The sequence below is a fragment of the Rouxiella sp. T17 genome, assembly GCF_036663475.1.
GTDB lineage: Bacteria > Pseudomonadota > Gammaproteobacteria > Enterobacterales > Enterobacteriaceae > Rouxiella.
Genome location: NZ_JAWUEA010000032.1, coordinates 150,061 through 171,838 on the forward strand (window position 1 = coordinate 150,061; position 21,778 = coordinate 171,838).

At 51.6% G+C, this 21,778-nt stretch carries 16 protein-coding genes; 13 read left to right on the forward strand and 3 right to left on the reverse strand.

All coding sequences use genetic code 11. The features are described 5' to 3' along the window. The first annotated feature begins 277 nt into the window (after positions 1–277). The 3 genes from SC206_RS12340 to lplT all read left to right on the forward strand — a co-directional run bounded on the left by SC206_RS12340 (position 278) and on the right by lplT (position 6,595). On the forward strand, positions 278–2,551 hold the full coding sequence (locus tag SC206_RS12340; RefSeq protein WP_332737623.1) for a molybdopterin guanine dinucleotide-containing S/N-oxide reductase: 2,274 nt from the start codon (positions 278–280) through the stop codon (positions 2,549–2,551). 677 nt (positions 2,552–3,228) lie between these two features. Beyond that, positions 3,229–5,400, forward strand: a complete 2,172-nt coding sequence (aas, locus tag SC206_RS12345; RefSeq protein WP_332737625.1) for a bifunctional acyl-ACP--phospholipid O-acyltransferase/long-chain-fatty-acid--ACP ligase — start codon at positions 3,229–3,231, stop codon at positions 5,398–5,400. Next, complete coding sequence (lplT, locus tag SC206_RS12350; protein ID WP_332737627.1) at positions 5,393–6,595, forward strand: lysophospholipid transporter LplT; 1,203 nt, start codon at positions 5,393–5,395, stop codon at positions 6,593–6,595. Before aas ends, lplT begins: the two co-directional genes overlap by 8 nt. An 87-nt stretch (positions 6,596–6,682) precedes the next feature. Here the strand turns inward: lplT and SC206_RS12355 are convergent, their stop codons facing one another. Then, entirely contained in the window at positions 6,683–7,723 is a 1,041-nt protein-coding gene (locus tag SC206_RS12355; protein WP_332737629.1) for an NADP(H)-dependent aldo-keto reductase, read from the reverse strand. A gap of 531 nt (positions 7,724–8,254) precedes the next feature. On the opposite strand from SC206_RS12355, the gene SC206_RS12360 reads away from it, so the two are divergent. Next, on the forward strand, positions 8,255–9,436 hold the full coding sequence (locus tag SC206_RS12360) for an MFS transporter (protein WP_332737631.1): 1,182 nt from the start codon (positions 8,255–8,257) through the stop codon (positions 9,434–9,436). A gap of 117 nt (positions 9,437–9,553) precedes the next feature. On the opposite strand, the gene SC206_RS12365 is transcribed toward SC206_RS12360, so the two are convergent. After that, entirely contained in the window at positions 9,554–9,772 is a 219-nt protein-coding gene (locus tag SC206_RS12365) for a YgdI/YgdR family lipoprotein (RefSeq protein WP_332737633.1), read from the reverse strand. A gap of 131 nt (positions 9,773–9,903) precedes the next feature. Next, a complete protein-coding gene (gene mutH, locus SC206_RS12370) occupies positions 9,904–10,590 on the reverse strand; it encodes a DNA mismatch repair endonuclease MutH (protein WP_332737635.1) in 687 nt (228 codons plus the stop codon). Between the two features lie 695 nt (positions 10,591–11,285). On the opposite strand from mutH, the gene rppH reads away from it, so the two are divergent. The 9 genes from rppH (at position 11,286) to recC (ending at position 21,716) form a co-directional block, all read left to right on the forward strand. Next, positions 11,286–11,813: an RNA pyrophosphohydrolase gene (gene rppH / locus SC206_RS12375; RefSeq protein ID WP_332737637.1), complete on the forward strand. Its 528-nt coding sequence runs from the start codon at positions 11,286–11,288 to the stop codon at positions 11,811–11,813. A gap of 11 nt (positions 11,814–11,824) precedes the next feature. After that, positions 11,825–14,071 carry a phosphoenolpyruvate--protein phosphotransferase gene (gene ptsP, locus SC206_RS12380; protein WP_332737639.1) on the forward strand — a complete coding sequence of 749 codons (2,247 nt, stop codon included), beginning with the start codon at positions 11,825–11,827 and terminating at the stop codon, positions 14,069–14,071. A gap of 237 nt (positions 14,072–14,308) precedes the next feature. After that, positions 14,309–15,178, forward strand: coding sequence for a prolipoprotein diacylglyceryl transferase (lgt, locus tag SC206_RS12385; protein WP_332737641.1), 870 nt, complete (start codon positions 14,309–14,311; stop codon positions 15,176–15,178). A gap of 6 nt (positions 15,179–15,184) precedes the next feature. Next, entirely contained in the window at positions 15,185–15,979 is a 795-nt protein-coding gene (gene thyA / locus SC206_RS12390) for a thymidylate synthase (protein WP_332737643.1), read from the forward strand. Between the two features lie 301 nt (positions 15,980–16,280). After that, positions 16,281–16,772, forward strand: a complete 492-nt coding sequence (locus SC206_RS12395) for a prepilin peptidase-dependent protein (RefSeq protein ID WP_332737645.1) — start codon at positions 16,281–16,283, stop codon at positions 16,770–16,772. Beyond that, on the forward strand, positions 16,766–17,335 hold the full coding sequence (locus SC206_RS12400; protein WP_332737647.1) for a prepilin peptidase-dependent protein: 570 nt from the start codon (positions 16,766–16,768) through the stop codon (positions 17,333–17,335). Before SC206_RS12395 ends, SC206_RS12400 begins: the two co-directional genes overlap by 7 nt. Then, positions 17,278–17,859: a YgdB family protein gene (locus tag SC206_RS12405; RefSeq protein ID WP_332737649.1), complete on the forward strand. Its 582-nt coding sequence runs from the start codon at positions 17,278–17,280 to the stop codon at positions 17,857–17,859. The genes SC206_RS12400 and SC206_RS12405 overlap by 58 nt, the downstream gene beginning before the upstream one ends. Then, complete coding sequence (locus SC206_RS12410; protein WP_332737651.1) at positions 17,846–18,202, forward strand: prepilin-type N-terminal cleavage/methylation domain-containing protein; 357 nt, start codon at positions 17,846–17,848, stop codon at positions 18,200–18,202. The genes SC206_RS12405 and SC206_RS12410 overlap by 14 nt, the downstream gene beginning before the upstream one ends. Before the next feature lie 139 nt (positions 18,203–18,341). Continuing rightward, positions 18,342–21,716: an exodeoxyribonuclease V subunit gamma gene (recC, locus tag SC206_RS12415; protein WP_332737653.1), complete on the forward strand. Its 3,375-nt coding sequence runs from the start codon at positions 18,342–18,344 to the stop codon at positions 21,714–21,716. The last annotated feature ends 62 nt before the right edge of the window (positions 21,717–21,778 follow it).

A 21,778-nucleotide genomic window follows, 5' to 3' on the forward strand; every position in this document is an offset into this window, starting at 1 on the left:
AAGCAAGCGCGGCAATATGACCAATTTAGAGACAAACAACACGGCGAATAATACGCGCTGTCAGTGCAGAAATTAACTCTTTTGATCTCCATAACTTGCGCAGGATAAATGTTAGAGGAATTTTGCAGCGGCTTATCGCCATTTGTGCTTTGAGTCTGGCGAGCAGGATTGTTATTTTATTGCCCAGCAAGCCGCGCGAGCAAAACCGTTCTCCTCCACTATTTAATTTGCTTAAGTGTTATTTTGACTTTTTAACCGCACCAGCACCGAGAAAAACATGTCTATAAAACGTTATCCGCAGTTGGCCCATTGGGGCGCGTACACGGCCGTTGTCGAAGACGGACGTCTGATTCGTTGCGAACCTTACTCTGCGGATAGCGATCCTTCTCCGATGCTCGCTTCGATCCCCGAATTACTCTATTCCGACAAGCGAATTCGCAAACCGGCGGTGCGCCGCTCGTGGCTGCAAAAACGCGAAAACAGCGATAGAACGCTGCGCGGCAAAGAAGATTTTGTCGAGGTTGATTGGGACGTCGCGCTCGATTTGGTGGCCGAAGAGAATCGCCGCGTGCGCGAAAGGTACGGCGCGGCGGGTATTTTTACCGGCTCCTACGGTTGGTCCTCTGCCGGACGTTTACATCACGCTCGGTCACTGGTGCGCCGTTTTTATTTCAGCGGTGGCGGCGGCGTGGACCAGCAGGGCAACTACAGCTGGGGCTCGGCGCAGTTTTTCCTGCCGTACGTGATTGGCACTTATACGCCGCTGACGGGCCGCGTGACCACTTGGCCGAGCGTGGTTGAACACTGTGAAATCTTGCTGGCCTTTGGCGGATTGGCGCTGAAAAACGCGCAGGTCGCTTCCGGCGGTGCGGTCGAACATACGCTCAAACCTGCGCTCGAGCAGCTCGCGAAAAAGGGCACGCCGATTATCAATATCAGCCCGATGCGCGACGACTGCCCGGCGTTTGTGAATGCGGAGTGGATCCCGATTCGCCCCAACACCGACGCCGCGCTGATGATGGCGGTCGCCTATGAAATTCAACGTAAAGAGGCGCAGGACAGTGCGTTTCTCGCCAGCCACTGCGTGGGTTATCCGCAGTTGGCAGCGTATCTCAACGGTGAAAATGACGGCGTGGCGAAAACGCCGGAATGGGCCAGCGCGATCACCGGCGTGCCTGCCGCGCGCATTGCCAAATTGGCCGAACAGCTGATTGGCGTGCGCAGCTTTATTACCTGCTCCTATTCCGTGCAGCGCGCGCATCGTGGCGAGCAGCCTTACTGGATGATGATTGCGCTTTCGGCGATGCTGGGGCAGGTTGGTCTGCCGGGCGGCGGCTTCTCGTTTGGGCACGGTTCAATGAACAGCGTAGGTAATCCGCGCCACGATACGCCCGGGCCCGCCGTGAGTACCGGCCCTAATCCGTCGGGACTGTCTATTCCGGTGGCGCGCATCAGCGACATGCTGCTGAATCCGGGCCAGCCCTACGAATTTCAGGGCGAAACGCTCAACTATCCGGATATTCATCTGGTGCACTGGGCGGGCGGCAATCCGTTCCACCATCATCAGCAGCTCAATCGCCTGGTCGAAGGCTGGCAAAAGCCTGACACCATTATTGTGCAGGACAATGTCTGGACGCCGGCTGCTTCGATGGCCGATATCGTGCTGCCCGCGACGACCTCGCTGGAGCGAAACGACATTGGCGGTTCCTCCCGCGATCGCTTTGTGCTGGCGATGCATCAGGCGGTTAAACCGCAGCATCAGGCGCGCAATGACTTTGATATCTTTGCCGATTTAGCCGAGCGTCTGGGTTATCGCGAAGCTTACACGCAGGGTCGCGACGAGCAGGATTGGCTACGCGCGATTTACAAACAGTGTGGGCAGGCGCAGGGAGGCACTGAAGTCGAATGGCCTGATTTCGACACTTTCTGGGAGCGCGGATTTGTCGAACTGCCGAAGCCTGAAAAAGATTATGTGTTCTTCGATGCCTTCCGCAAAAGCCCGCGCGCCAACCCGCTCGGCACGCAGAGTGGTAAAATCGAGCTGTTCAGTCAGAAAATCGCGGACTACAAATATGAAGATTTCGCGCCGCATCCACAGTGGCAGCCGCCCGTCGAATGGTTAGGTGCAGAAACCGCCAAACGCTGGCCGCTGCATCTTATCTCCATTCAGCCGAAAGACCGTTTGCACAGCCAGCTTGACCAGACGCCGTTGGCGCAGAGCAATAAAACCGCCGGCAAAGAGACGCTGTTTATGCATCCAGACGACGCGGCGGCGCGGCAGCTCAAAGAGGGCGACCTGATTAAAGTCAGCAACGATCGCGGTAGCTGTCTGGCGGGTGTTTCGCTAAACGATGGGATCACCCGCCAGGTGGTGCTGATGGCGACGGGCGCGTGGTTTAATCCGGGCTTCGGCCAGAAATGGCTGGAAACCGAGCAGGCGGGCAATCCGAATGTGCTGACCTTGGACATTGGTACTTCGCGCCTGACGCAGGGCCCGAACGCCATGAGCTGTTTGGTTGAAGTCTCGCGGATGGAAGTATCGGCTGTTTGATTCTCACCGCTGGTTACACTTTGCGGCTTAATGTTGCGATTCCCCGCTGGTCGGGGAGCGCCGTCAGCGGCTACATTAACAGTCCCAGAGGTATTGATTGGTGAATGTCAATATGCAGCTGTATGTTGATACCGATTGAAATTGCACCAACCTACGCGGATGCGTAGGTTTTTTTTACCTCATTGTCTATTCCCGTTTAATTCCTAAGTAATTCATCTATTTTCACAACTCATCAACCTGTAGTTCACAACTAAAAAACCTCTTCCTTACATTCAGTGTGACAATTTTTACAGTTGGTTGCAGTTTGCGCATAACTCTTGCGATTGAAAGCTAGAGCATTTGGGCGGGCTTCTTTAATGTTGGTGATCCCAGAGGTATTGATTGGTGAATCATCAACATGTTCTGCATGTTGAAACCGATTAACATTGCACCAACCTACGCAGATGCGTAGGTTTTTTTTTGCCTCTGATTCAGTTTATCCCTGATTTATTTCTGATTTTTCGCTGAATAAGATCTGATTTATTCCTGAGTAAGATCTGATTTTTCCGGATTTTTTTAGGATATTTTCCTGATTTTTGTCTGATAACCCTTTGCTGTCGTCAAAGAAAGGCCGGCTGTGATACCCTCGATAACTGCCTGTTCTCATTCGGATAGGTACAAATTCAGAGGGGAACGGAATGCTCTATCGGTTGTTATACTCATTTTTCCGCGCATTTTTTAAGCTGATTTTCCGCGTGAGCGTTGAACCCGCCAACGCGCAGTTCAACTATCCGAAGATGCTGCTGACGCCAAACCACGTTTCATTTATTGACGCGGTGCTGCTGGTGCTCTTTCTGCCGATAAAACCGGTGTTTGCCGTCTATTCCAATATCACCGAAAGCTGGTACATGCGCTGGCTGAAGCCGCATATCGACTTCGTTCCGCTGGATCCCACCCGACCGATGGCGCTTAAACGCCTGATGCGCGAAATAGAGAAGGGGCGGCCCGTTGTGGTATTCCCCGAAGGACGCATCACCGTTACCGGCTCATTAATGAAGATTTATGACGGTGCAGGTTTTGTGGCCGCCAAATCGCAGGCTGCCGTCATTCCGATTCGCATCGATGGCGCGGAGTTTACGTTTTTCAGCCGCCTGAACGGCAGCTTTAAACTGCGCTGGTTCCCGAAAATCACCCTCAACATTTTGCCCGCCCAAACCGTGCCAATGCCCGAAGCGCCGCGCGCCCGTGACCGTCGCGTGCTGGCCGGACAGCGTTTGCACAGCATTATGATGGAAGCCCGAATGGCGACCCGCCCGCCTGAAACGCTGTATCAGGCTTTGCTTTCCGCGCAGACCCGCTATGGTCGCCGCAAGCCGTGTATCGCCGACATCGCCTTTAAAGAGGACAGCTATCAGGGATTACTGAAAAAATCGCTGGGCGTCAGCCGAATTTTGCAGCGTTTCACTGAAGAAGGTGAGCATGTTGGCATGCTGTTGCCGAATGCGACCATCACGGCGGCGGCAATTTTTGGCGCGTCGATGCGCAATCGCGTTCCCGCGCTGCTGAATTACACCTCGGGCGCGAAGGGCCTCAAAAGCGCGGCCAAGGCGGCGCAAATCAAGACTATCGTTACCTCGCGGCAGTTTCTCGAAAAGGGCAAGCTCACGCAGCTGCCGGAACAGGTCACCGAGGTAAAATGGGTTTATCTCGAGGATCTCAAAGACACCGTCACCCGTGAAGACAAGCTGTGGATTTTATTTCACCTGATCTTCCCGCGCAAAGCCATGCTGCCCCAGCAGCCGGACGATGCCGCGCTGGTGCTGTTTACCTCGGGCTCGGAGGGCAATCCAAAAGGCGTGGTGCATTCTCACGCCAGCCTGCTTGCCAACGTCGAGCAGATTCGTACCGTGGCCGATTTCACCCCGCGCGACCGTTTTATGTCGGCACTGCCGCTGTTCCACGCGTTTGGCCTGACCGTTGGCCTGTTTACGCCGCTGATGACCGGCGCGCGAGTGTTTCTTTATCCGAGTCCGCTACATTATCGCATCGTGCCGGAGCTGGTTTACGACCAAAACTGTACCGTGCTGTTTGGCACCTCGACCTTCCTCGGCAACTATGCCCGCTTTGCTCATCCTTATGATTTTGCACGGGTTCGCTACGTGGTGGCAGGGGCGGAAAAACTTTCTGACAGCACTAAAGAAATCTGGCAAAACAAGTTTGGACTGCGGATCCTCGAGGGCTACGGCGTGACCGAATGCGCGCCAGTGGTCGCTATCAACGTGCCGATGGCGGCCAAGGTCAATATGGTCGGTAAAATCCTGCCGGGCATGCAGTCGCGACTGATTAACGTGCCTGGAATCGACAAGGGCGGGCGTCTTCAACTGCGTGGTCCGAATATTATGAAAGGCTATTTGCGGGTCGAAAATCCGGGCGTGCTCGAAACGCCCGCTGCAGAAAATGCGCAGGGCGATGTCGAGCCGGGCTGGTATGACACAGGCGATATTGTGACGCTCGACGAGCAGGGCTTCTGCGCCATTCGCGGTCGCGTAAAACGTTTTGCCAAACTTGCTGGCGAAATGGTTTCACTCGAAAGTGTCGAGCAGTTGGCGATTAACGTTTCTCCCGACGCGCAGCACGCCGCCACCTCGCGCACTGACAGCGCGAAAGGCGAGGCGTTGGTGCTATTTACTACCGACGGCGAATTAACACGCGATAGGCTTTCCAAAAGCGCCCGTGAACTGGGCATTCCCGAGCTTGCCGTGCCGCGCGATATCCGCGTAGTCAAAGCCCTGCCTTTACTCGGCAGCGGCAAACCCGATTTTGTGACCCTGCGCGAAATGGCAGAAAACCCGGAGAGTACGCATGAATAAGCCGTTGGGGAGCAAATTCCCCCTGATGTCGCGCAGCATGACCGCCGTGATTGTCGCCCAATTTCTGTCGGCGTTTGGCGATAACGCGCTGTTGTTCGCCACGCTCGCGCTTATCAAGCAGCAGCTTTATCCCGATTGGAGCCAGCCAATTCTGCAAATGGCGTTCGTGGCGGCGTACATTATTCTTGCGCCGTTCGTCGGGCAGTTTGCCGACAGCTTTGCCAAAGGGCGCGTAATGATGGTCGCTAACGGCTTGAAATTGCTGGGCGCGCTGGTTATTTGCTTCGGCTTTAATCCTTTTCTGGGCTACGCGCTGGTTGGCGTGGGCGCGGCGGCTTATTCACCGGCCAAATACGGTATTTTGGGCGAGATAACTTCCGGCGATCAGTTAGTTAAAGCCAATGGTTTGATGGAGTCTTCGACTATCGCCGCGATTCTGCTCGGCTCGGTTGCCGGTGGCGCGCTGGCCGATTGGCACATCACGGCGGCGCTGATTATCTGCGGGCTGGCCTATGCGGCGGCGGTCGCGGCCAATATCTTTATTCCAAAGCTGACGGCAGCGCGGCCGGGCCAATCGTGGAATCCGCGTCGCATGTCTTCCACTTTCTTTAGCGCCTGTAAAACGCTGTGGAACGACGCCGACACGCGTTTTTCACTGGTCGGCACGAGCCTGTTTTGGGGCGCGGGCGTAACGCTGCGTTTTCTGCTGGTGCTGTGGGTGCCGGTGGCGTTGGGAATTGGCGATAACACCACGCCTACGCTGCTCAACGCCATGGTGGCGGTTGGAATTGTGCTTGGTGCAGGCGCGGCCGCGCGGCTGATTACCTTGAAAACAGTTAAACGTTGCCTGCCCGCAGGGATCTGCATTGGCGTTGTGGTGGTGATTTTCAGCCTGCAACACAGCATGCTCAATGCCTATATTTTACTGGCGCTGATCGGCGTGTTAGGTGGATTTTTCGTCGTGCCGCTGAACGCACTGTTACAGCATCTAGGTAAACAGACGGTCGGTGCAGGTAATGCGATTGCAGTACAGAATCTTGGCGAAAACACGGCAATGTTGCTGATGTTGGGGCTTTATTCGCTGGTGGTAATGCTGGGCGCGCCGGTCATCGCGATTGGCGTGGGTTTTGGCGTAGTGTTTGCCTTGGCAATTGCCGGTCTGTGGGTATGGCAGATTAAACAAAAACGTCGCTAATCACGAGGCAACCAAGCTTCGTGAAAGAGAAAGGGCGCACTCGGCGCCCTTTTTTGATCCTGCAATATAAGTCTACAAAGCAGCCTACTATGGCGCAGGAATGGTAAAGCGTTTGTGGATCTCTTCCAGCGCGTTGATCACTTCTTCGTCCAGCGTCAGGTCCTGACTGTCGATATTAATCTTCAGCTGTTCCAGCGTGGTCGCGCCGAGCAGGGTGCTGGCGACGAACGGCTGTTGACGAACAAAGGCCAGCGCCATCTGTGACGGATCAAGATTCAGCTTCTTCGCCAGTCCGACATATTCGGCCACGGCGGCTTCAGACTGAGGCGACGAGTAGCGAGTAAAGCGGCTGAACAGCGTATTACGTGCGCCCGCCGGCTTCGCGCCATTGAGATATTTGCCGCTCAGCGTACCAAACGCCAGACTCGAATAAGCCAGCAGCTCGACACCTTCGTGCTGGCTGATTTCGGCTAATCCAACTTCAAAGCTGCGGTTCAGCAGGCTGTACGGGTTTTGAATCGACACGATACGCGGCAGGTTATGCTTTTCGGCCAATTGCAGATAACGCATCACGCCCCAAGGCGTTTCGTTGGATACGCCGATGTAGCGAATTTTACCCGCGCGCACCTGCTCGTTCAGAGCTTCCAGCGTTTCAAGCAGCGTGACCGGCGAATTATCGGGGCTGTAAGTGTAACCTAGCTTGCCGAAAAAGTTGGTCGGACGCTGCGGCCAGTGCAGCTGGTACAGGTCAATGTAATCGGTATTCAGACGCTTCAGGCTGGCATCCAGCGCGGCGCGAATGTTTTTACGATCAAGCACCTGGCCCGGACGAATCGACGCATCGTTGCCACGCGAAGGTCCCGCGACCTTGCTTGCCAGAATGATTTTTTCACGATTGCCGCGCGCTTTGATCCAGCTACCAATATAGCTTTCGGTCAATCCCTGCGTTTCAGGACGCGGAGGAACCGGATACATTTCGGCGGTATCGATCAGGTTAATACCCGCCGCGAGGGCGTAATCGAGCTGCTGGTGAGCTTCGGCTTCACTGTTCTGTTCACCATATGTCATGGTGCCCAATCCCAGTACGCTCACTTCTAAAGAACTATGGGGTATACGGTGATATTGCATTGCCTGTCTTCCTTAGTGTCTGAGAATGTCTGGCTGGCGCGTGAAAATGTGGACATTGGCAACCTGTCGATTGACGCACAGCACAGTCTTTTATAACCAAAAAAGCGCGTTACACAGCCGCCACGCATCTTTGACTATATACAACGGAGGCCAGTGGGGGAAGAGCAAAGGGGCAAAGCGCCTGAATTGCTAACGTCTTTAAATCAGAAAATTGCTGTGAACGAGGTTAAATATTATGAAAAGTTCTGGTTTATAAACTTAATGGAATAGGTTCCATAAACAGTAATATTAATTTATTTCATAATGCATCTTCATTTTAATGTTTATTGCTTTTGTATCATTTAATAAGTAGAGGTTTACTCGCGTCAATGAATTATTTTATTTTTTATCGAAACCTCGAGGTGTATCCCTATTTAAAAATATAAAGGCCATTATTCCCGTCGATCGTTTTTTAATAGAGTCGAATTTATGTACTCTGTGCTTCTTTCCCGGAGGGTTAATAAATCTGCTTTTTGACATGGAGCTTTGGTGATGAAATCGTCGTCGGCAATTTACCTGCTTTTTGGAACCTTTTTCATGGCAGCAGGCTATGGCGCCACCTTTTTAATATCGTTCTATCTGCACTCCCGAGGCTTGAGTGATTCTGACGTCGGATTCACACTGGGTTTTGCATTGGTAGGAACATTGATTGGAGTTCCATTGGTAGGCTGGCTTTCTGGAATCATTAACGCGGCGCGCTTTACCGTACTGGCTGCGTTGGCGATGGCTACGGGGTTTATATTGCTCGGCACAGCTACTGAGGCCGCAGGAAATATTACTTTTTTGGCGGTCACTCTTATCGGATTAGGCTGGGGGATTTTCTACATCAGCGGACCGATGGCTTTGTCAGACAGAGTTTCAGATGCGCAAAGAGGAAGTTGGTTTACTTGCTTTAGCGCGTTTCAAATGGCAGGAATATGTGGAACGCCTATTCTACTAAGCATGGCAATGAAAGGGTTAGCCTTCGATATTAAAACAGTTTATTTAATTGTGGGATGTACCGCAATTTTTGCTGCTTTATTATTAGCAAGCTTTGAACGAAAGGAACCGTTATTAAAAAACAAACCAAAACTCAGATCGTGGGTGAGAAACATTAAAGTTATTAAAAGCAGCGCCGCCATTAAACCTATTATTATGGTAGGGTTAGGCGGAGGGTTATTTTCAGCTATTATGGCGTTTCAAGTTTTTCTTACTCAAAATTCAGACTCAAAGGCGGAAACCTTTTACGCATTTCATGTCACCACCGTGGTCTGCGCCCGCATTTTCCTGGCACGACATTTAACCAAAATTAAGCGCGAAAAGTTAATTCCCGCATTAATGCTGTGTCTGATTATCGGCATATTATGTCTGTTTGGCATTCAGCAGCACAGGGCATTTCATATTCTGTCAGCCGTGTTGACGGGGCTGGGATATGGGCTGGTTTATCCGGTTATTCAAACCTGGGCTATTAATAGTTCGGAACAGATACATCGCCACGCCGTCATGACCTGGTTTGTTCTGGCCTATTTTCTGGGGATTTTTGGTTTTCCTGCGTTAGGGGAATGGATAGTGGCCGCCGCTGGTAAAAATGCGTTTATAAGCGTTGTCGCTGCGCTTGCCTGTATGGAATTGCTGGTGGCAATCTTTCCACAGGCAAAAGTTCGCAGGCAAAAACCCGCATACCTAAAATCGTAGGGCTTTAATGGAAGCAGCACGAATACCGGCGTTTTTGCTGCCGGTAGCTGAGTTTTTACCTGTTCAGAAGCTGATATGAATGGGTAAAGCGGGATTGTTCAATTAATAGAATCAGGGTTAGCGTTTCATCATTTGCGAAACCTGATCATTATTGATTTGGTGTTCATTACCCTGTGCATCTTCGTAACTCAATAAACCGGTATTGCTGTCGAGTTCGGGTTTGCCTTGAGTCAGGATCATGTTGCCATCTTTGGTGGCAATAACGTAATCACTGGAACATCCCATTAAAGTAAACGCGATACCTAAAGCACCGAGCAGCTTAATAGCATTTTTCATGGTTGAGCCCTTATATTTAGCCTGAATAGCCCTATAGATTTTCTTGATAGCTATAAATTTAGCCTGAATGGATACTTCGATAAGATTAGCAAAGAATAAAGATTCGCCAATTTTAATAGAAAGAAAGGGAGTCAAAGCAAGAAATGACGGGCCAGCAGCTGGCGGGTAAAACTTTTCTTGATATAAAAGCCACGCGGTAACGTCATGATAGGCTGACCTTTTTCGCCGATAGCTAGAGTTCTGGCTTTATTGTTTGCCGCCTTGGGGCGAAGTTGCAGCACCTCGCCGTGGCGCGCCGTAATGCTTTCGACTTTCCCAAGTACGATAAGGTCCATCAACTCTTCCCAGTCTTGGCGCAGCTGATGCTCTTCCTCTTGCGAAGGGCTCCACAGTAAAGGCGTGCCGACTCTGCGAACCGAAAGCGGGATTTGCCTTTCCCCTTCAACCGGGATCCACAGTACGCGTGCAAGTTTGTGGCGAACGTGACTGCTCTCCCAAGTCACGCCACTGTTGCCAGTTAAGGGCGCCACGCAGACAAACGTCGTTTCTAGAGGCTTGCCGAAACTGTCAATTGGAATGGTTTTAAGCTCGACGCCGATTTCTGGAAAGTCCTGCTCGGGTTTACTGCCCGCACTCGCACCTAAATAGACTTCCAGCAGCATTCCAACCCAGCCTTTTTCTCTTTTTAAATCAGGAGGAATCGCCATGTCGGCCCGCTCGGCAAGCTCTCCCAAGGTATAACCAGCCAACGACTGCGCGCGTAAAAGAAGGGTTTGTTCGTCTAGAGGAGGTTGGAGAGCAGGCAAGGGGATCGACATAAAAAGTCTCTTTCAGTATTGGTTAAAAAACGTACAGCTACTGGCGCGCGAGGAAATTAAAATTGGTGCATTGTGATTAAGCTGAATAATAGCATGATTTGACGTGGTTTTTTTTGGCTGCAATCTTGAGTCGATAGCGATTTTTTAAAAGTTGATCACCTGTTGACGGGCACAATGAACAGGATCTTCCACCTACTTATCCACAGATTTGTGGGATAACCCTGCTAATTCTTAACACTGTTTCCATTTACAGGCTTGACGAGAGGGGTTTTGTTAGGTTTTGTCCCATATATGAGCTGAAATTAGCTTTTATCTGTGGATAAAACCGACATTGTGCGATCTTTCGCCACTTTATGATCTTTGTCCCTTAAGCCATTAACCACAGGCTAGGGGAGGGCGGTGGATATGTTATTATCTACATGTTATTAAAGGATTTAATTTTAAGGTTTTTGAGGCTGGAACTTGAGTTAAAATTAGTTCTACCCCTCTTACTCTTATGTTCTACACATACCTATCCACAGAAAAAGTGAATAAAATTCTCTTAATGGGTAAAGCACTGTTTATAACTTTCAGGTTTTGTCCAAGTTATCCCAGATTTGCCCTTTTGGATAGAGTGATAACCAGTGGTTTACCGCCTAGTGGTAGTATGAAACAATCAGAGTATCTATGCATTTTAAGCTTATCGAGGTAGTCCGGTGATCGATGATGATGGCTACCGCCCGAATGTTGGTATCGTAATCTGTGACAAACAGGGGCAAGTTTTGTGGGCCCGTCGGTATGGACAGCACTCCTGGCAGTTTCCACAAGGGGGCATTAACCCCGGAGAAACCGCCGAGCAGGCCATGTATCGTGAACTGTTTGAAGAAGTGGGACTGAGTAGAAAAGACGTTCGTATTCTGGCTTCGACTCGCAACTGGTTACGTTATAAATTGCCAAAACGTTTGGTGCGTTGGGATACAAAGCCGGTCTGTATCGGCCAAAAGCAAAAATGGTTTCTGTTACAGCTCATGTGTAATGATGCAGACATCAATATGCAACGCAGCAGCACGCCCGAATTTGACGGGTGGCGCTGGGTGAGTTTCTGGTATCCGGTTCGTCAGGTTGTGTCGTTTAAACGTGATGTTTATCGCCGGGTAATGAAGGAGTTTTCCACCACTGTGATGCCAATGCAGGAAGTGCCGATTAACCGCACCCCTCCCGCGTATCGTCGAAAAAGAGGCTAAGTCACGAAGAAATGCTCACGCGGTTGCGAGAAATTGTTGAAAAGGTAGCGATGGCTTCCAGCCTGAATGACGCGCTGGATGTTTTAGTTAATGAAACGTGCCAGGCGATGGACACCGAAGTGTGTTCTATCTATCTCGCTGATAACGATCGTCGTTGTTACTACCTGATGGCAACGCGAGGCTTGAAAAAGCCTCGCGGGCGCACTATCGCACTCGCATTCGATGAAGGGGTCGTCGGTCTGGTTGGTCGCCTGGCAGAACCTATCAACCTTGCCGACGCGCAAAGTCATCCGAGCTTTAAATATATTCCTCAGGTTCAAGAAGATCTGTTCCGATCTTTCCTTGGCGTGCCGGTTATTCACCGTCGTCAATTGCTGGGCGTGCTGGTTATTCAACAGCGTGAACATCGTCAGTTCGATGAAAGCGAAGAGTCTTTCATGGTCACGCTGGCTACCCAGATGGCAGCGATTTTGTCGCAGGCCCAGCTCAACGTGCTGTATGGTCGTTTTCGTCAGACGCGCGTCAAAGCGTTGGCAGCTTCGCCGGGTGTCGCTATTGGCACGGGTTGGCAGGACAGCAACCAGCCTTCGCTTGATAACATTTACATGGCCTCGACGCTGGACCCTGTCCGCGAGCGCGAGCGTCTAACTCGGGCGCTCGAAGATGCCGGTGCCGAGTTCCGTCGTTTCAGCAAACGTTTTACCGCCAGTGCCCAAAAAGAGAGCGCGGCGATTTTCGACCTCTACTCGCATCTATTAAACGATGCCCGCCTTAAGCGCGATCTGTTTGCCGAAATCGACGCCGGTGCCGTAGCCGAATGGGCCGTCAAAAAAGTGGTCGAACAGTTTGCCGCCCAGTTTGCCAGCTTGCAGGATACCTATCTTCGCGAACGCGGCAGCGACCTGCGGGCGCTTGGCCAACGTTTGGTATTTCATCTCGACGATACGGCGCAGGGCGACACGCAGTGGCCCGAAAACTTTATTCTGGTGGCCGATGAGCTGACGGCTACGTTGTTGGCAGAAATGCCGCCCGATCGCCTGAAAGGCGTTGTCGTTCGCGACGGTGCCGCCAATTCCCATGCCGCCATTCTGGTCAGAGCGATGGGGATCCCAACCGTCATGGGCGCGGATATCCAGCCTTCGTTGCTCAACCAGCGCCAGCTTATCGTCGATGGTTATCGCGGTGAGCTGCTTATCGACCCTGAGCCCGTGCTGGTAAAAGAGTACCGCCGTCTCATCAGCGAAGAGATGGAGCTGAGTGAGCGCGCCGAAAGCGACGTCGAGCAACCCGGTAAACTGCAAAGCGGCGAGCGGGTGCAGATTATGCTCAACGCGGGTCTCAGCGCCGATCACGAGAAACTGTTTGGTGGCCGCGTCGACGGTATTGGCCTTTATCGCACAGAAATTCCTTTCATGCTGCAAAGCGGCTTTCCGTCGGAAGAAGAGCAGGTCGCCCAATATCAGGGCATGTTACAGCTGTTTCCGGCCAAGCCTGTCACGCTGCGCACGCTGGACATCGGCTCAGACAAACAGCTGCCTTACATGCCAATCAGCGAAGAAAATCCCTGTCTTGGCTGGCGCGGCATTCGTATTACGCTCGATCAGCCCGAGATCTTCCTGATTCAGGTCAGGGCCATGCTGCGCGCCAATGCAGCTACCGGAAATCTTGGCATTTTGTTACCGATGATAACCAGCCTCGAAGAGATAGACGAGGCACGCCGACTCATAGACCGCGCAGGTCGTGAGGTTGAAGAGGCGTTAGGTTATGCACAACCCAAACCGCGTATCGGCATCATGATTGAAGTCCCTTCGATGATCTTTATGCTGCCCTCGCTGGCCGGACGCGTTGATTTTATCTCTGTCGGTACCAACGATTTGACCCAGTATTTGCTGGCGGTTGACCGCAACAATACTCGCGTGGCGGGGCTGTACGACAGTTTGCATCCCGCCATGCTGCGCGTGCTTAATCAAATAATCCGCGACAGCGAAGCCGCCGGCATCGACCTCAGCCTCTGTGGTGAAATGGCGGGTGACCCAATGGGCGCGCTGTTACTCATCGGGTTAGGCTATCGCAATCTCAGCATGAACGGACGTAGCGTCGCGCGCGTAAAATATCTTTTACGTCAAATCGAAGTAACTGAAGCGCAAGAGTTGGCAAAACAGGCGCTTAAAGCACAATTCACCTCTGACGTTCGTCATATGACCTCAGCCTTTATGGAACGCCGAGGCCTTGGCGGTCTCATTCGCGGCGGAAAATAGCGTTTTATATCCCCTTAAAGCTGTTAAAAAAACGCTAATTTATGAACGCGTTGCATCATAACGAGACTTTTTTTTACAGATCTTTTCCCCCACGGTTGGACCAGAGTACAACTCTCTTATGCTATGATTCGCATCCTCTGGCCTTGAGTCGTTCAATAAGATAACGAAGAGGGATTTCTTATCTTGCTGATAAAAAAGTACTTTTGGCGCACATCAACATACAATTTGTGGTGATAGATGAGTAACAGCTATCTGGCGTTTCCCAAGTTTGATCCGGTCATTTTCTCACTCGGACCGGTTTCACTTCACTGGTACGGCTTGATGTATCTGGTAGGTTTTATCTTTGCCATGTGGCTGGCCGTGCGCCGCGCCAACAAGCCAGGCAGCGGATGGAAGAAAGAAGAAGTCGAGAACCTGCTGTATGCGGGCTTCCTGGGCGTCTTCGTGGGTGGCCGCGTGGGCTACGTTCTGTTCTATAACTTGCCCCTGTTCCTCGATAATCCTCTATACCTGTTCAAAGTCTGGGATGGCGGGATGTCATTCCACGGCGGTTTGATCGGCGTAATCATCGTGATGTTGTGGTTTGCCCGTAGAACCAAACGCACGTTCTTCCAGGTATCCGACTTTATTGCTCCGCTGGTTCCATTTGGCTTGGGCGCAGGCCGCCTCGGTAACTTTATCAACGGTGAGCTGTGGGGCCGTGTGACCACCCATACTCCTTGGGCGATGCTGTTCCCGGGCTCTCACGATGAAGATGTCGCGATTGCCGCTGCCGACCCGAAATGGCAGTCACTGCTTAATCAGTACGGCGTTCTGCCGCGTCACCCTTCGCAAATTTATGAACTGCTGCTTGAGGGCGTGGTGCTGTTTATCATCCTCAATCTGTTCATTCGCAAGCCGCGTCCGACCGGCAGCGTTTCGGGTTTGTTCCTGATTTTCTACGGCGCGTTCCGTATTATCGTTGAACATTTCCGCCAGCCGGATGCACAGCTGGGCTTATTCGACGGCGTGATCAGCATGGGTCAGATTCTTTCCATCCCAATGATCGTCTTTGGTATCATTATGTTCGTCTGGGCCTACCGTCGCCCGCAGAAACAATTGTCTTGAGGTAATATGAAACAGTATCTGGAATTAATGCAACGCGTGCTGGATGAAGGCACACCAAAAGAAGACCGTACCGGTACGGGTACACTGTCAATTTTTGGCCATCAGATGCGTTTCAACCTGCAAGAAGGTTTTCCGCTGGTTACGACCAAGCGCTGCCATCTGCGTTCTATCATTCACGAACTGTTATGGTTCCTGAAAGGTGAAACCAACGTTGCCTATCTGCGTGAAAACAAAGTCACCATCTGGGACGAATGGGCCGATGAAAACGGCTCGCTGGGTCCGGTTTATGGTAAGCAATGGCGTGCCTGGGGCGCTGCCGACGGCAAGCAAATCGACCAGCTTGCCAACGTGGTCGAGCAACTGAAGCAAGATCCCAACTCGCGGCGCATCATCGTTTCGGCCTGGAACGTTGGCGAACTTGACCAGATGGCGCTGGCCCCTTGCCACGCTTTCTTCCAGTTCTACGTGGCAGACGGCAAGCTTTCCTGCCAGTTGTATCAGCGCTCTTGCGACGTGTTCCTCGGCTTGCCGTTCAATATCGCCAGCTACGCATTATTGGTGCATATGATGGCGCAGCAGTGTGATCTCGAAGTCGGTGACTTTGTCTGGACAGGCGGCGACACCCATCTTTACAGCAATCACATGGAACAGACTCATTTGCAACTGAGCCGTGAGCCACGCGCATTGCCAAAATTGATTATCAAACGTAAGCCCGCTTCTCTGTTTGATTATAATTTTGAAGATTTTGAAATCGAAGGTTATGACCCGCATCCTGCTATCAAAGCGCCGGTTGCTATCTAACCTCTAGTCAGTCGCCCGAGGTTTAATTCGGGCGACTCTCTTCTCTTTATTAAATCCCCTTTATCTTGTTAATACATTGTATTTATTCAAACTAACTCTCTTCGCCCCACAGCTTTCCGTCCTCTCTTTGTACACTGACATCAGATTCTGACCAGCCGTATTTCTGTTTCAAATCCAAAGTTGGAATAGCTATTCCTGAAATTTTGTCGAGGTCTGCAACAGGCTGCGTTTTTTTGCGAGACGTGCTGGCGGCTTATGTTTTGCAGCTGGTCATGCTCTACCTAATCCCTACACTCGCCTCATGAAAACTGACAACTTGGCAAGAGAGCGCGGAATGACCCTGATTGAGATTATGCTGGTGTTGGGTTTGATAGCCATGCTGAGCATTTGGTCGCTTCAAGGCTGGCGCCAACATCAGCAACGCATGCAGTTGGACCAACAGATACAACGGCTGCGAATCTACCTGAGTGGCTTACAGGCTCAGGCCTACAGGCATAATCAAACCAAACTGCTGTGGATAATTGATGGACCGCAAGGCTGCGTAGGAAGTGGTGAAAAGCCTGCAAACTGTGAAATGGCTGGGCAAAACGCGTTTAAACCCACATTACCCAATATTTCATTGCGCGCTTATTCCGAAAAGACCATGGGTTTTTACGGTATTCGTAACATGGCGCAGGCGGGGCACATCGTCGTAAGTAATGGCGCGGGCGCGGCACGGGTTGTGCTTTCAGCCAGAGGACGACTGCGCCTGTGCAGTGAAGGAAAGTCTATTGCAGGGATGCCAACATGCTGAACCAGCGAGGGTTTACTCTTCCAGAAGCCATGTTGGCAATGGGCATCGGTAGCATGCTGATTTTGGGGGCAATGCAGTTTTTCCCGCTATTAAGGCAGCGAACGCAATCGCTTAGCCAACATTACCAGTTGGATAATTTGCTGCGACAGACGGCCCGTACTTTGCAGAAGGATTTCAGGCGAGCTGGCTTTTGCGCCGGTGTCTGTAGCGGCAAGCCGTTTACGATAGGGCAAGCTACCGGCGAGGCAAAGGGGTCGTGCATCATCGTGGCTTATGATCTCAATCGTAATGGCCGCTGGGAGCCGCCGGGACATACCGAAGCTGAATATTTTGGTTATCGGCTCCGAGACAACATGCTGGAAAGCCAGCGCGGAATGAACCAATGCAATGGCAACGGCTGGGAGCGAATGCTTGATCCTACAGAGATCCAGATTCGTAAATTTAATGTCGAGGCTGTCACTTCGGATACGGGTGCAGCATTGCTGGTGTTAAACATTGAAGCGAATTGGAAAAAGAGTCCGGCGGTGAACAGTCGGCTGCACACGGTGGTGAAAATTCAATGATGCATGATGCAGATTTAGCTGATGAAGAAGATGTTGCAGGCTATCGTCAACGAGGCAGCGCGTTGATACTGACCATTATGATGATGATGGCACTCGGATTATTGGGGCTAAATACCGTTAATCAGCATTTGAATGCGGCGTTAAGCCTTACACGAAGTGAAAAGCAGTATCTCGAGTCATGGGAACTGGCGGCCTCATCATTGAACTGGGGCCTAAGTCGCCGATGGACGCTGCAAGCCGATGAAAACTGGCAATGTGTTGATGAGGCGAACGCCGGGGGTTTGGCGATCAGTATGGGTTCAACGGCAACGCTTCGAAGCTGTATTAAGCCCGGCGAAACTGAGGATCGCTATCTTTTACGTGGCGAGGGGAAAGTCCAGCCAGAGGCATCGCCGGTGTATTTGTATCAGCTGGTGAGTCTCGAAGGAGCAAACAATAGCGAGCAAAGGCTGAAACCCCTGTTAAACGGCTGGTTAGATTTCTGCCCGCTTAAGGATGAGGTGAAATGTAATGAAATCTCATAAAAATCAGCCGAATGACAGCGGATTAAGCCTGCCGGAAACGCTATTGGCCATGTTACTGCTTTCTGTCTCTCTATTGGGGTTGCTTCATTATTACCAATCTTTGAGTCAGGGATTCAGTCGACAATGGCAGGTTCGTCAGTCATGGAGCGAAGCGCACGACCAGCTTGAAAGTTTTGCGGTAACAGGCAAGGGCAAAACCCTTGATAAAAAGGGATGGAGTGCGCAAATAACACAGAGCTCGGCCACTGCCGATTGCACGCGCGTTACAGCGACTATCGAGACGCCATTACGCTACACCAGCCAGTTGAGCCGCTGGATTTGCAAACCCGCCGACATCCGGTAAGGCTAAAAATAAGAATGTTTTCCCGCTTTCTTTGCTTTGCCGCGAGCGGTCGGTAAAGTATGACTATTCTCGGGGTTTGATATAAGCCCGCTGTCGGGAGTTCAATCAGCAGTTGCCCACGGGCCTCAAGGAAACAGATATGTTCACGGTGTACCATTCCAACCAGCTAGATTTGCTGAAGATTTTAACCACTAGCCTGATTGAGGGAAGGCCTCTCGACAACCCTTTTCAGCAGGAAGTCATACTGGTTCAAAGTCCCGGAATGGCGCAGTGGCTGCAAATGGAGCTGGCGCAAACCTTCGGCATTGCCGCAAACATTGAGTTTCCTTTACCGGCGACTTTTATCTGGGACATGTTCACCAAAGTGCTACCCGGTATTCCCAAAGAGAGCGCGTTTAGTAAAGACGCCATGACCTGGAAGCTCATGTGGCTGCTGCCGGGCAAGCTCGAACAGCCGGAGTTTGCACAGCTGCAAAGCTATTTGACCGACGATGGCGACAAGAGAAAAATTCACCAGCTTGCCGCGCGGGTGGCCGACCTTTTTGACCAATATCTGGTGTATCGCCCCGAATGGTTAAAAACGTGGGAGAAAGGCCGTTTAGTTGAAGAAGAACTCGATGCCTCCCAGCAGTGGCAGGCGCTGCTTTGGCGCGCACTGTGCGAATACACGCAAGAGCTGCAACAGCCAGAATGGCACAGGGCCAATCTTTACGAACGTTTTATCAAGACCCTTAATCAGACAGATATCTGCCCTGAAGGCTTGCCGAAGAGGGTATTTATTTGCGGGATTTCCGCGTTACCGCCCGTTTATCTTCAGGCTTTGCAAGCACTGGGAAAACACATTGATATCCATCTAATGTTTACCAATCCTTGCCGCTATTATTGGGGCGATATCCAGAATTATGCGTTTCTTGCCCGATTGCAGAGCCGTAAACGCCGGCACTACCTTGAGTCTATTGAAACATCGCTGTTCCGCGACCCCGATCAGGCAGAGCAATTATTTAATGAAGAGGGCGAGCAAAATCTAAGTAACCCTCTTCTTGCTTCGTGGGGCAAGCTTGGGCGTGACCACATGTACCTGCTTTCTCAGGTTGAAGATATTCAGGAAGTACACGCTTTTGTCGACGTAGGCGAAGAGTCACTGCTGCACGCCATCCAGCAGGACATGCTCGATCTCGAAGACCGCGCGGTAATTGGCATGACGCCCGAAACGCTTAACAGCAGCGAGAGTAAACGCGTCTTGCACGAGGCGGATAAATCAATAAGCGTACATATTTGCCACAGCCCGCAGCGCGAGGTTGAAGTTTTACACGATAATCTGCTGAGACTGATGGAAAAAGACAGCACGCTGACGCCGCGCGATATTATTGTCATGGTCGCCGATATCGACAGTTATGCGCCTTACATTCAAGCCGTGTTTGGCAACGCGCCACGAGAACGCTATTTGCCTTTCGCTATTTCCGACCGTAAAGCCAGTCAGTCACATCCTGCGCTACAGGCTTTTATTTCGCTGCTTGAGCTGCCGTTGAGTCGTTTTACTTCCGAGCAGGTGCTTGCGCTGCTTGAAGTCCCGGCATTGGCTTCGCGCTTCTCTATTGATGAAGACGGGCTAAGGCTGCTGCGGCTGTGGGTCAGTGAGTCCGGCATTCGCTGGGGTCTCGACGACGACAACGTCCGCGAATTAGCCTTACCTGCTACGGGTCAGCATACCTGGCACTTTGGTTTGACCCGCATGTTGCTGGGTTACGCTATGGACAGCCGTGCTGGCGATTGGCAGGGCGTGCTGCCCTATGATGAATCCACGGGTTTGGCCGCTGAGCTGGCCGGGCATCTGGCCGAACTGTTAATGCAATTAAGCCAATGGCGAATTCGTCTGGCTCAACCGCGTGCGCTTAATGACTGGCTTCCTTTATGTAATGAGCTACTGGCAACCTTTTTCTCGCCCGAAGGAGAAACAGAAGTTGCACTGGCACTTATCGAGCAGCAGTGGCAAAAAGTACTGAATCAGGGCATTGCCGCGCGTTATCCGGACGACGTCCCTGTCTCTATTTTGCGCGATGAGTTGGCTTCGCGGCTGGATCAGGAGAGGATAAGCCAGCGTTTTCTGGCAGGCCCAATCAATTTCTGTACGCTGATGCCAATGCGTTCAATACCTTTCAAGGTTGTCTGCCTGCTGGGCATGAACGATGGCGTTTATCCACGCACTCTGCCGCCGTTAGGCTTTGATCTGATGGCGAGACAGGTAAAACGTGGCGATCGCAGCCGTCGTGATGATGACCGTTACTTGTTCCTTGAAGCTCTGCTTTCCGCGCAGGACAAACTCTATATCAGCTATATCGGCCGCTCGATCCAGGACAACAGCGAGCGTTATCCTTCCGTCTTGGTCAGTGAGCTGCTGGAATATATCGGCCAGAGTTACTGCCTTGAAAAAGACTTGGCTCTTAACGCCGACGACAGCGAGAAAAAAGTACGCCAGCATCTTGAGCATTGGCATTCAAGAACGCCGTTTGATGCCAGCAACTTTGACATTCATCATGCGGTGCAAAGTTATGCAAGGGAGTGGCTGCCCGCAGCGGGTGGGTTAGGATCGCCAGCGAGCGATTTCAATCAGCCCCTTGAGCCGCTTCCGCTGACTGAAATTTCGCTTGATAACCTGCTGCGCTTTTATCGCCACCCGATTAAGGCGTTTTTCCAAATGCGCCTTAATGTAAGTTTTTTAATTGAACAAACAGAGCTGCTCGACGAAGAACCCTTTATTCTGGATAGCCTCAATCGCTATCAGCTCAATACTCAATTGCTTAACGCGCTCATCGAGGAAGAAGATCCGGCCATTCTGTTTAATCAGATCAAAGCATCAGGCGGATTGCCCTTTGGAGCTTTCGGCGAAATTTTTTGGGCCAAACAGTGTGACGATATGGCCGAGTTGGCCGAGCAGGTGCGCGAAGAGCGCAGTGAAAGTAGCAGTATCGAGCTTGAGATTCAGCTGGCGGACTGTCAGTTAAACGGCTGGTTGCATCAGGTGCAGGAAGACGGACTGCTGCGTTGGAGGCCCGGCGATTTACAGGCGCGTGACGGTTTGCTGCTATGGGTTGAGCACGTGGCTTATTGCGCCAGTGGTGGCAAAGGTGAGAGCCGTATGTTTGGGCGTAAAGGGACGAGCTTCCGCTATGCCAGCCTCGCCCCTGATGTTGCCATTGAGCATTTGCAAACGCTGATTAGCGGGTTTAAGCAAGGCATGACCTCGCCCTTAAAGCTGCTGCATAAAAGCGGCTGGGCCTGGCTGCTCGAGAGCATCGATAAAAAAAGCGGCGCTCTGAATCGCGACGATGAAACGCAAATCAAGGCAACAAACAAGTTGGTGCAGGCATGGCAGGGTAACGACCGCGTGCCCGGCGAAGGACAAGATCCCTATGTGCAGCGTGCATTGCGCCAGCTAGACAATGAAAGTATCGAGGCCATTATTGGCGAGGCCGAACGTTTTCTTTTGCCTGTGGTACTGCATAATCTGGCATAGTGACCTTCTTCGTATTGCCTAGAAGATTTAAAGATCTCAACGAAGAATCAAGCCCCACTTCA

Coding starts and splice junctions, on each gene's coding strand:
- SC206_RS12340 (WP_332737623.1), top strand. CDS start 278: ATGTCTATAAAACGTTATCCGCAGTTGGCCCATTGGGGCGCGTACACG.
- aas (WP_332737625.1), top strand. CDS start 3,229: ATGCTCTATCGGTTGTTATACTCATTTTTCCGCGCATTTTTTAAGCTG.
- lplT (WP_332737627.1), top strand. CDS start 5,393: ATGAATAAGCCGTTGGGGAGCAAATTCCCCCTGATGTCGCGCAGCATG.
- SC206_RS12355 (WP_332737629.1), bottom strand. CDS start 7,723: ATGCAATATCACCGTATACCCCATAGTTCTTTAGAAGTGAGCGTACTG.
- SC206_RS12360 (WP_332737631.1), top strand. CDS start 8,255: ATGAAATCGTCGTCGGCAATTTACCTGCTTTTTGGAACCTTTTTCATG.
- SC206_RS12365 (WP_332737633.1), bottom strand. CDS start 9,772: ATGAAAAATGCTATTAAGCTGCTCGGTGCTTTAGGTATCGCGTTTACT.
- mutH (WP_332737635.1), bottom strand. CDS start 10,590: ATGTCGATCCCCTTGCCTGCTCTCCAACCTCCTCTAGACGAACAAACC.
- ptsP (WP_332737639.1), top strand. CDS start 11,825: ATGCTCACGCGGTTGCGAGAAATTGTTGAAAAGGTAGCGATGGCTTCC.
- lgt (WP_332737641.1), top strand. CDS start 14,309: ATGAGTAACAGCTATCTGGCGTTTCCCAAGTTTGATCCGGTCATTTTC.
- thyA (WP_332737643.1), top strand. CDS start 15,185: ATGAAACAGTATCTGGAATTAATGCAACGCGTGCTGGATGAAGGCACA.
- SC206_RS12395 (WP_332737645.1), top strand. CDS start 16,281: ATGAAAACTGACAACTTGGCAAGAGAGCGCGGAATGACCCTGATTGAG.
- SC206_RS12400 (WP_332737647.1), top strand. CDS start 16,766: ATGCTGAACCAGCGAGGGTTTACTCTTCCAGAAGCCATGTTGGCAATG.
- SC206_RS12410 (WP_332737651.1), top strand. CDS start 17,846: ATGAAATCTCATAAAAATCAGCCGAATGACAGCGGATTAAGCCTGCCG.
- recC (WP_332737653.1), top strand. CDS start 18,342: ATGTTCACGGTGTACCATTCCAACCAGCTAGATTTGCTGAAGATTTTA.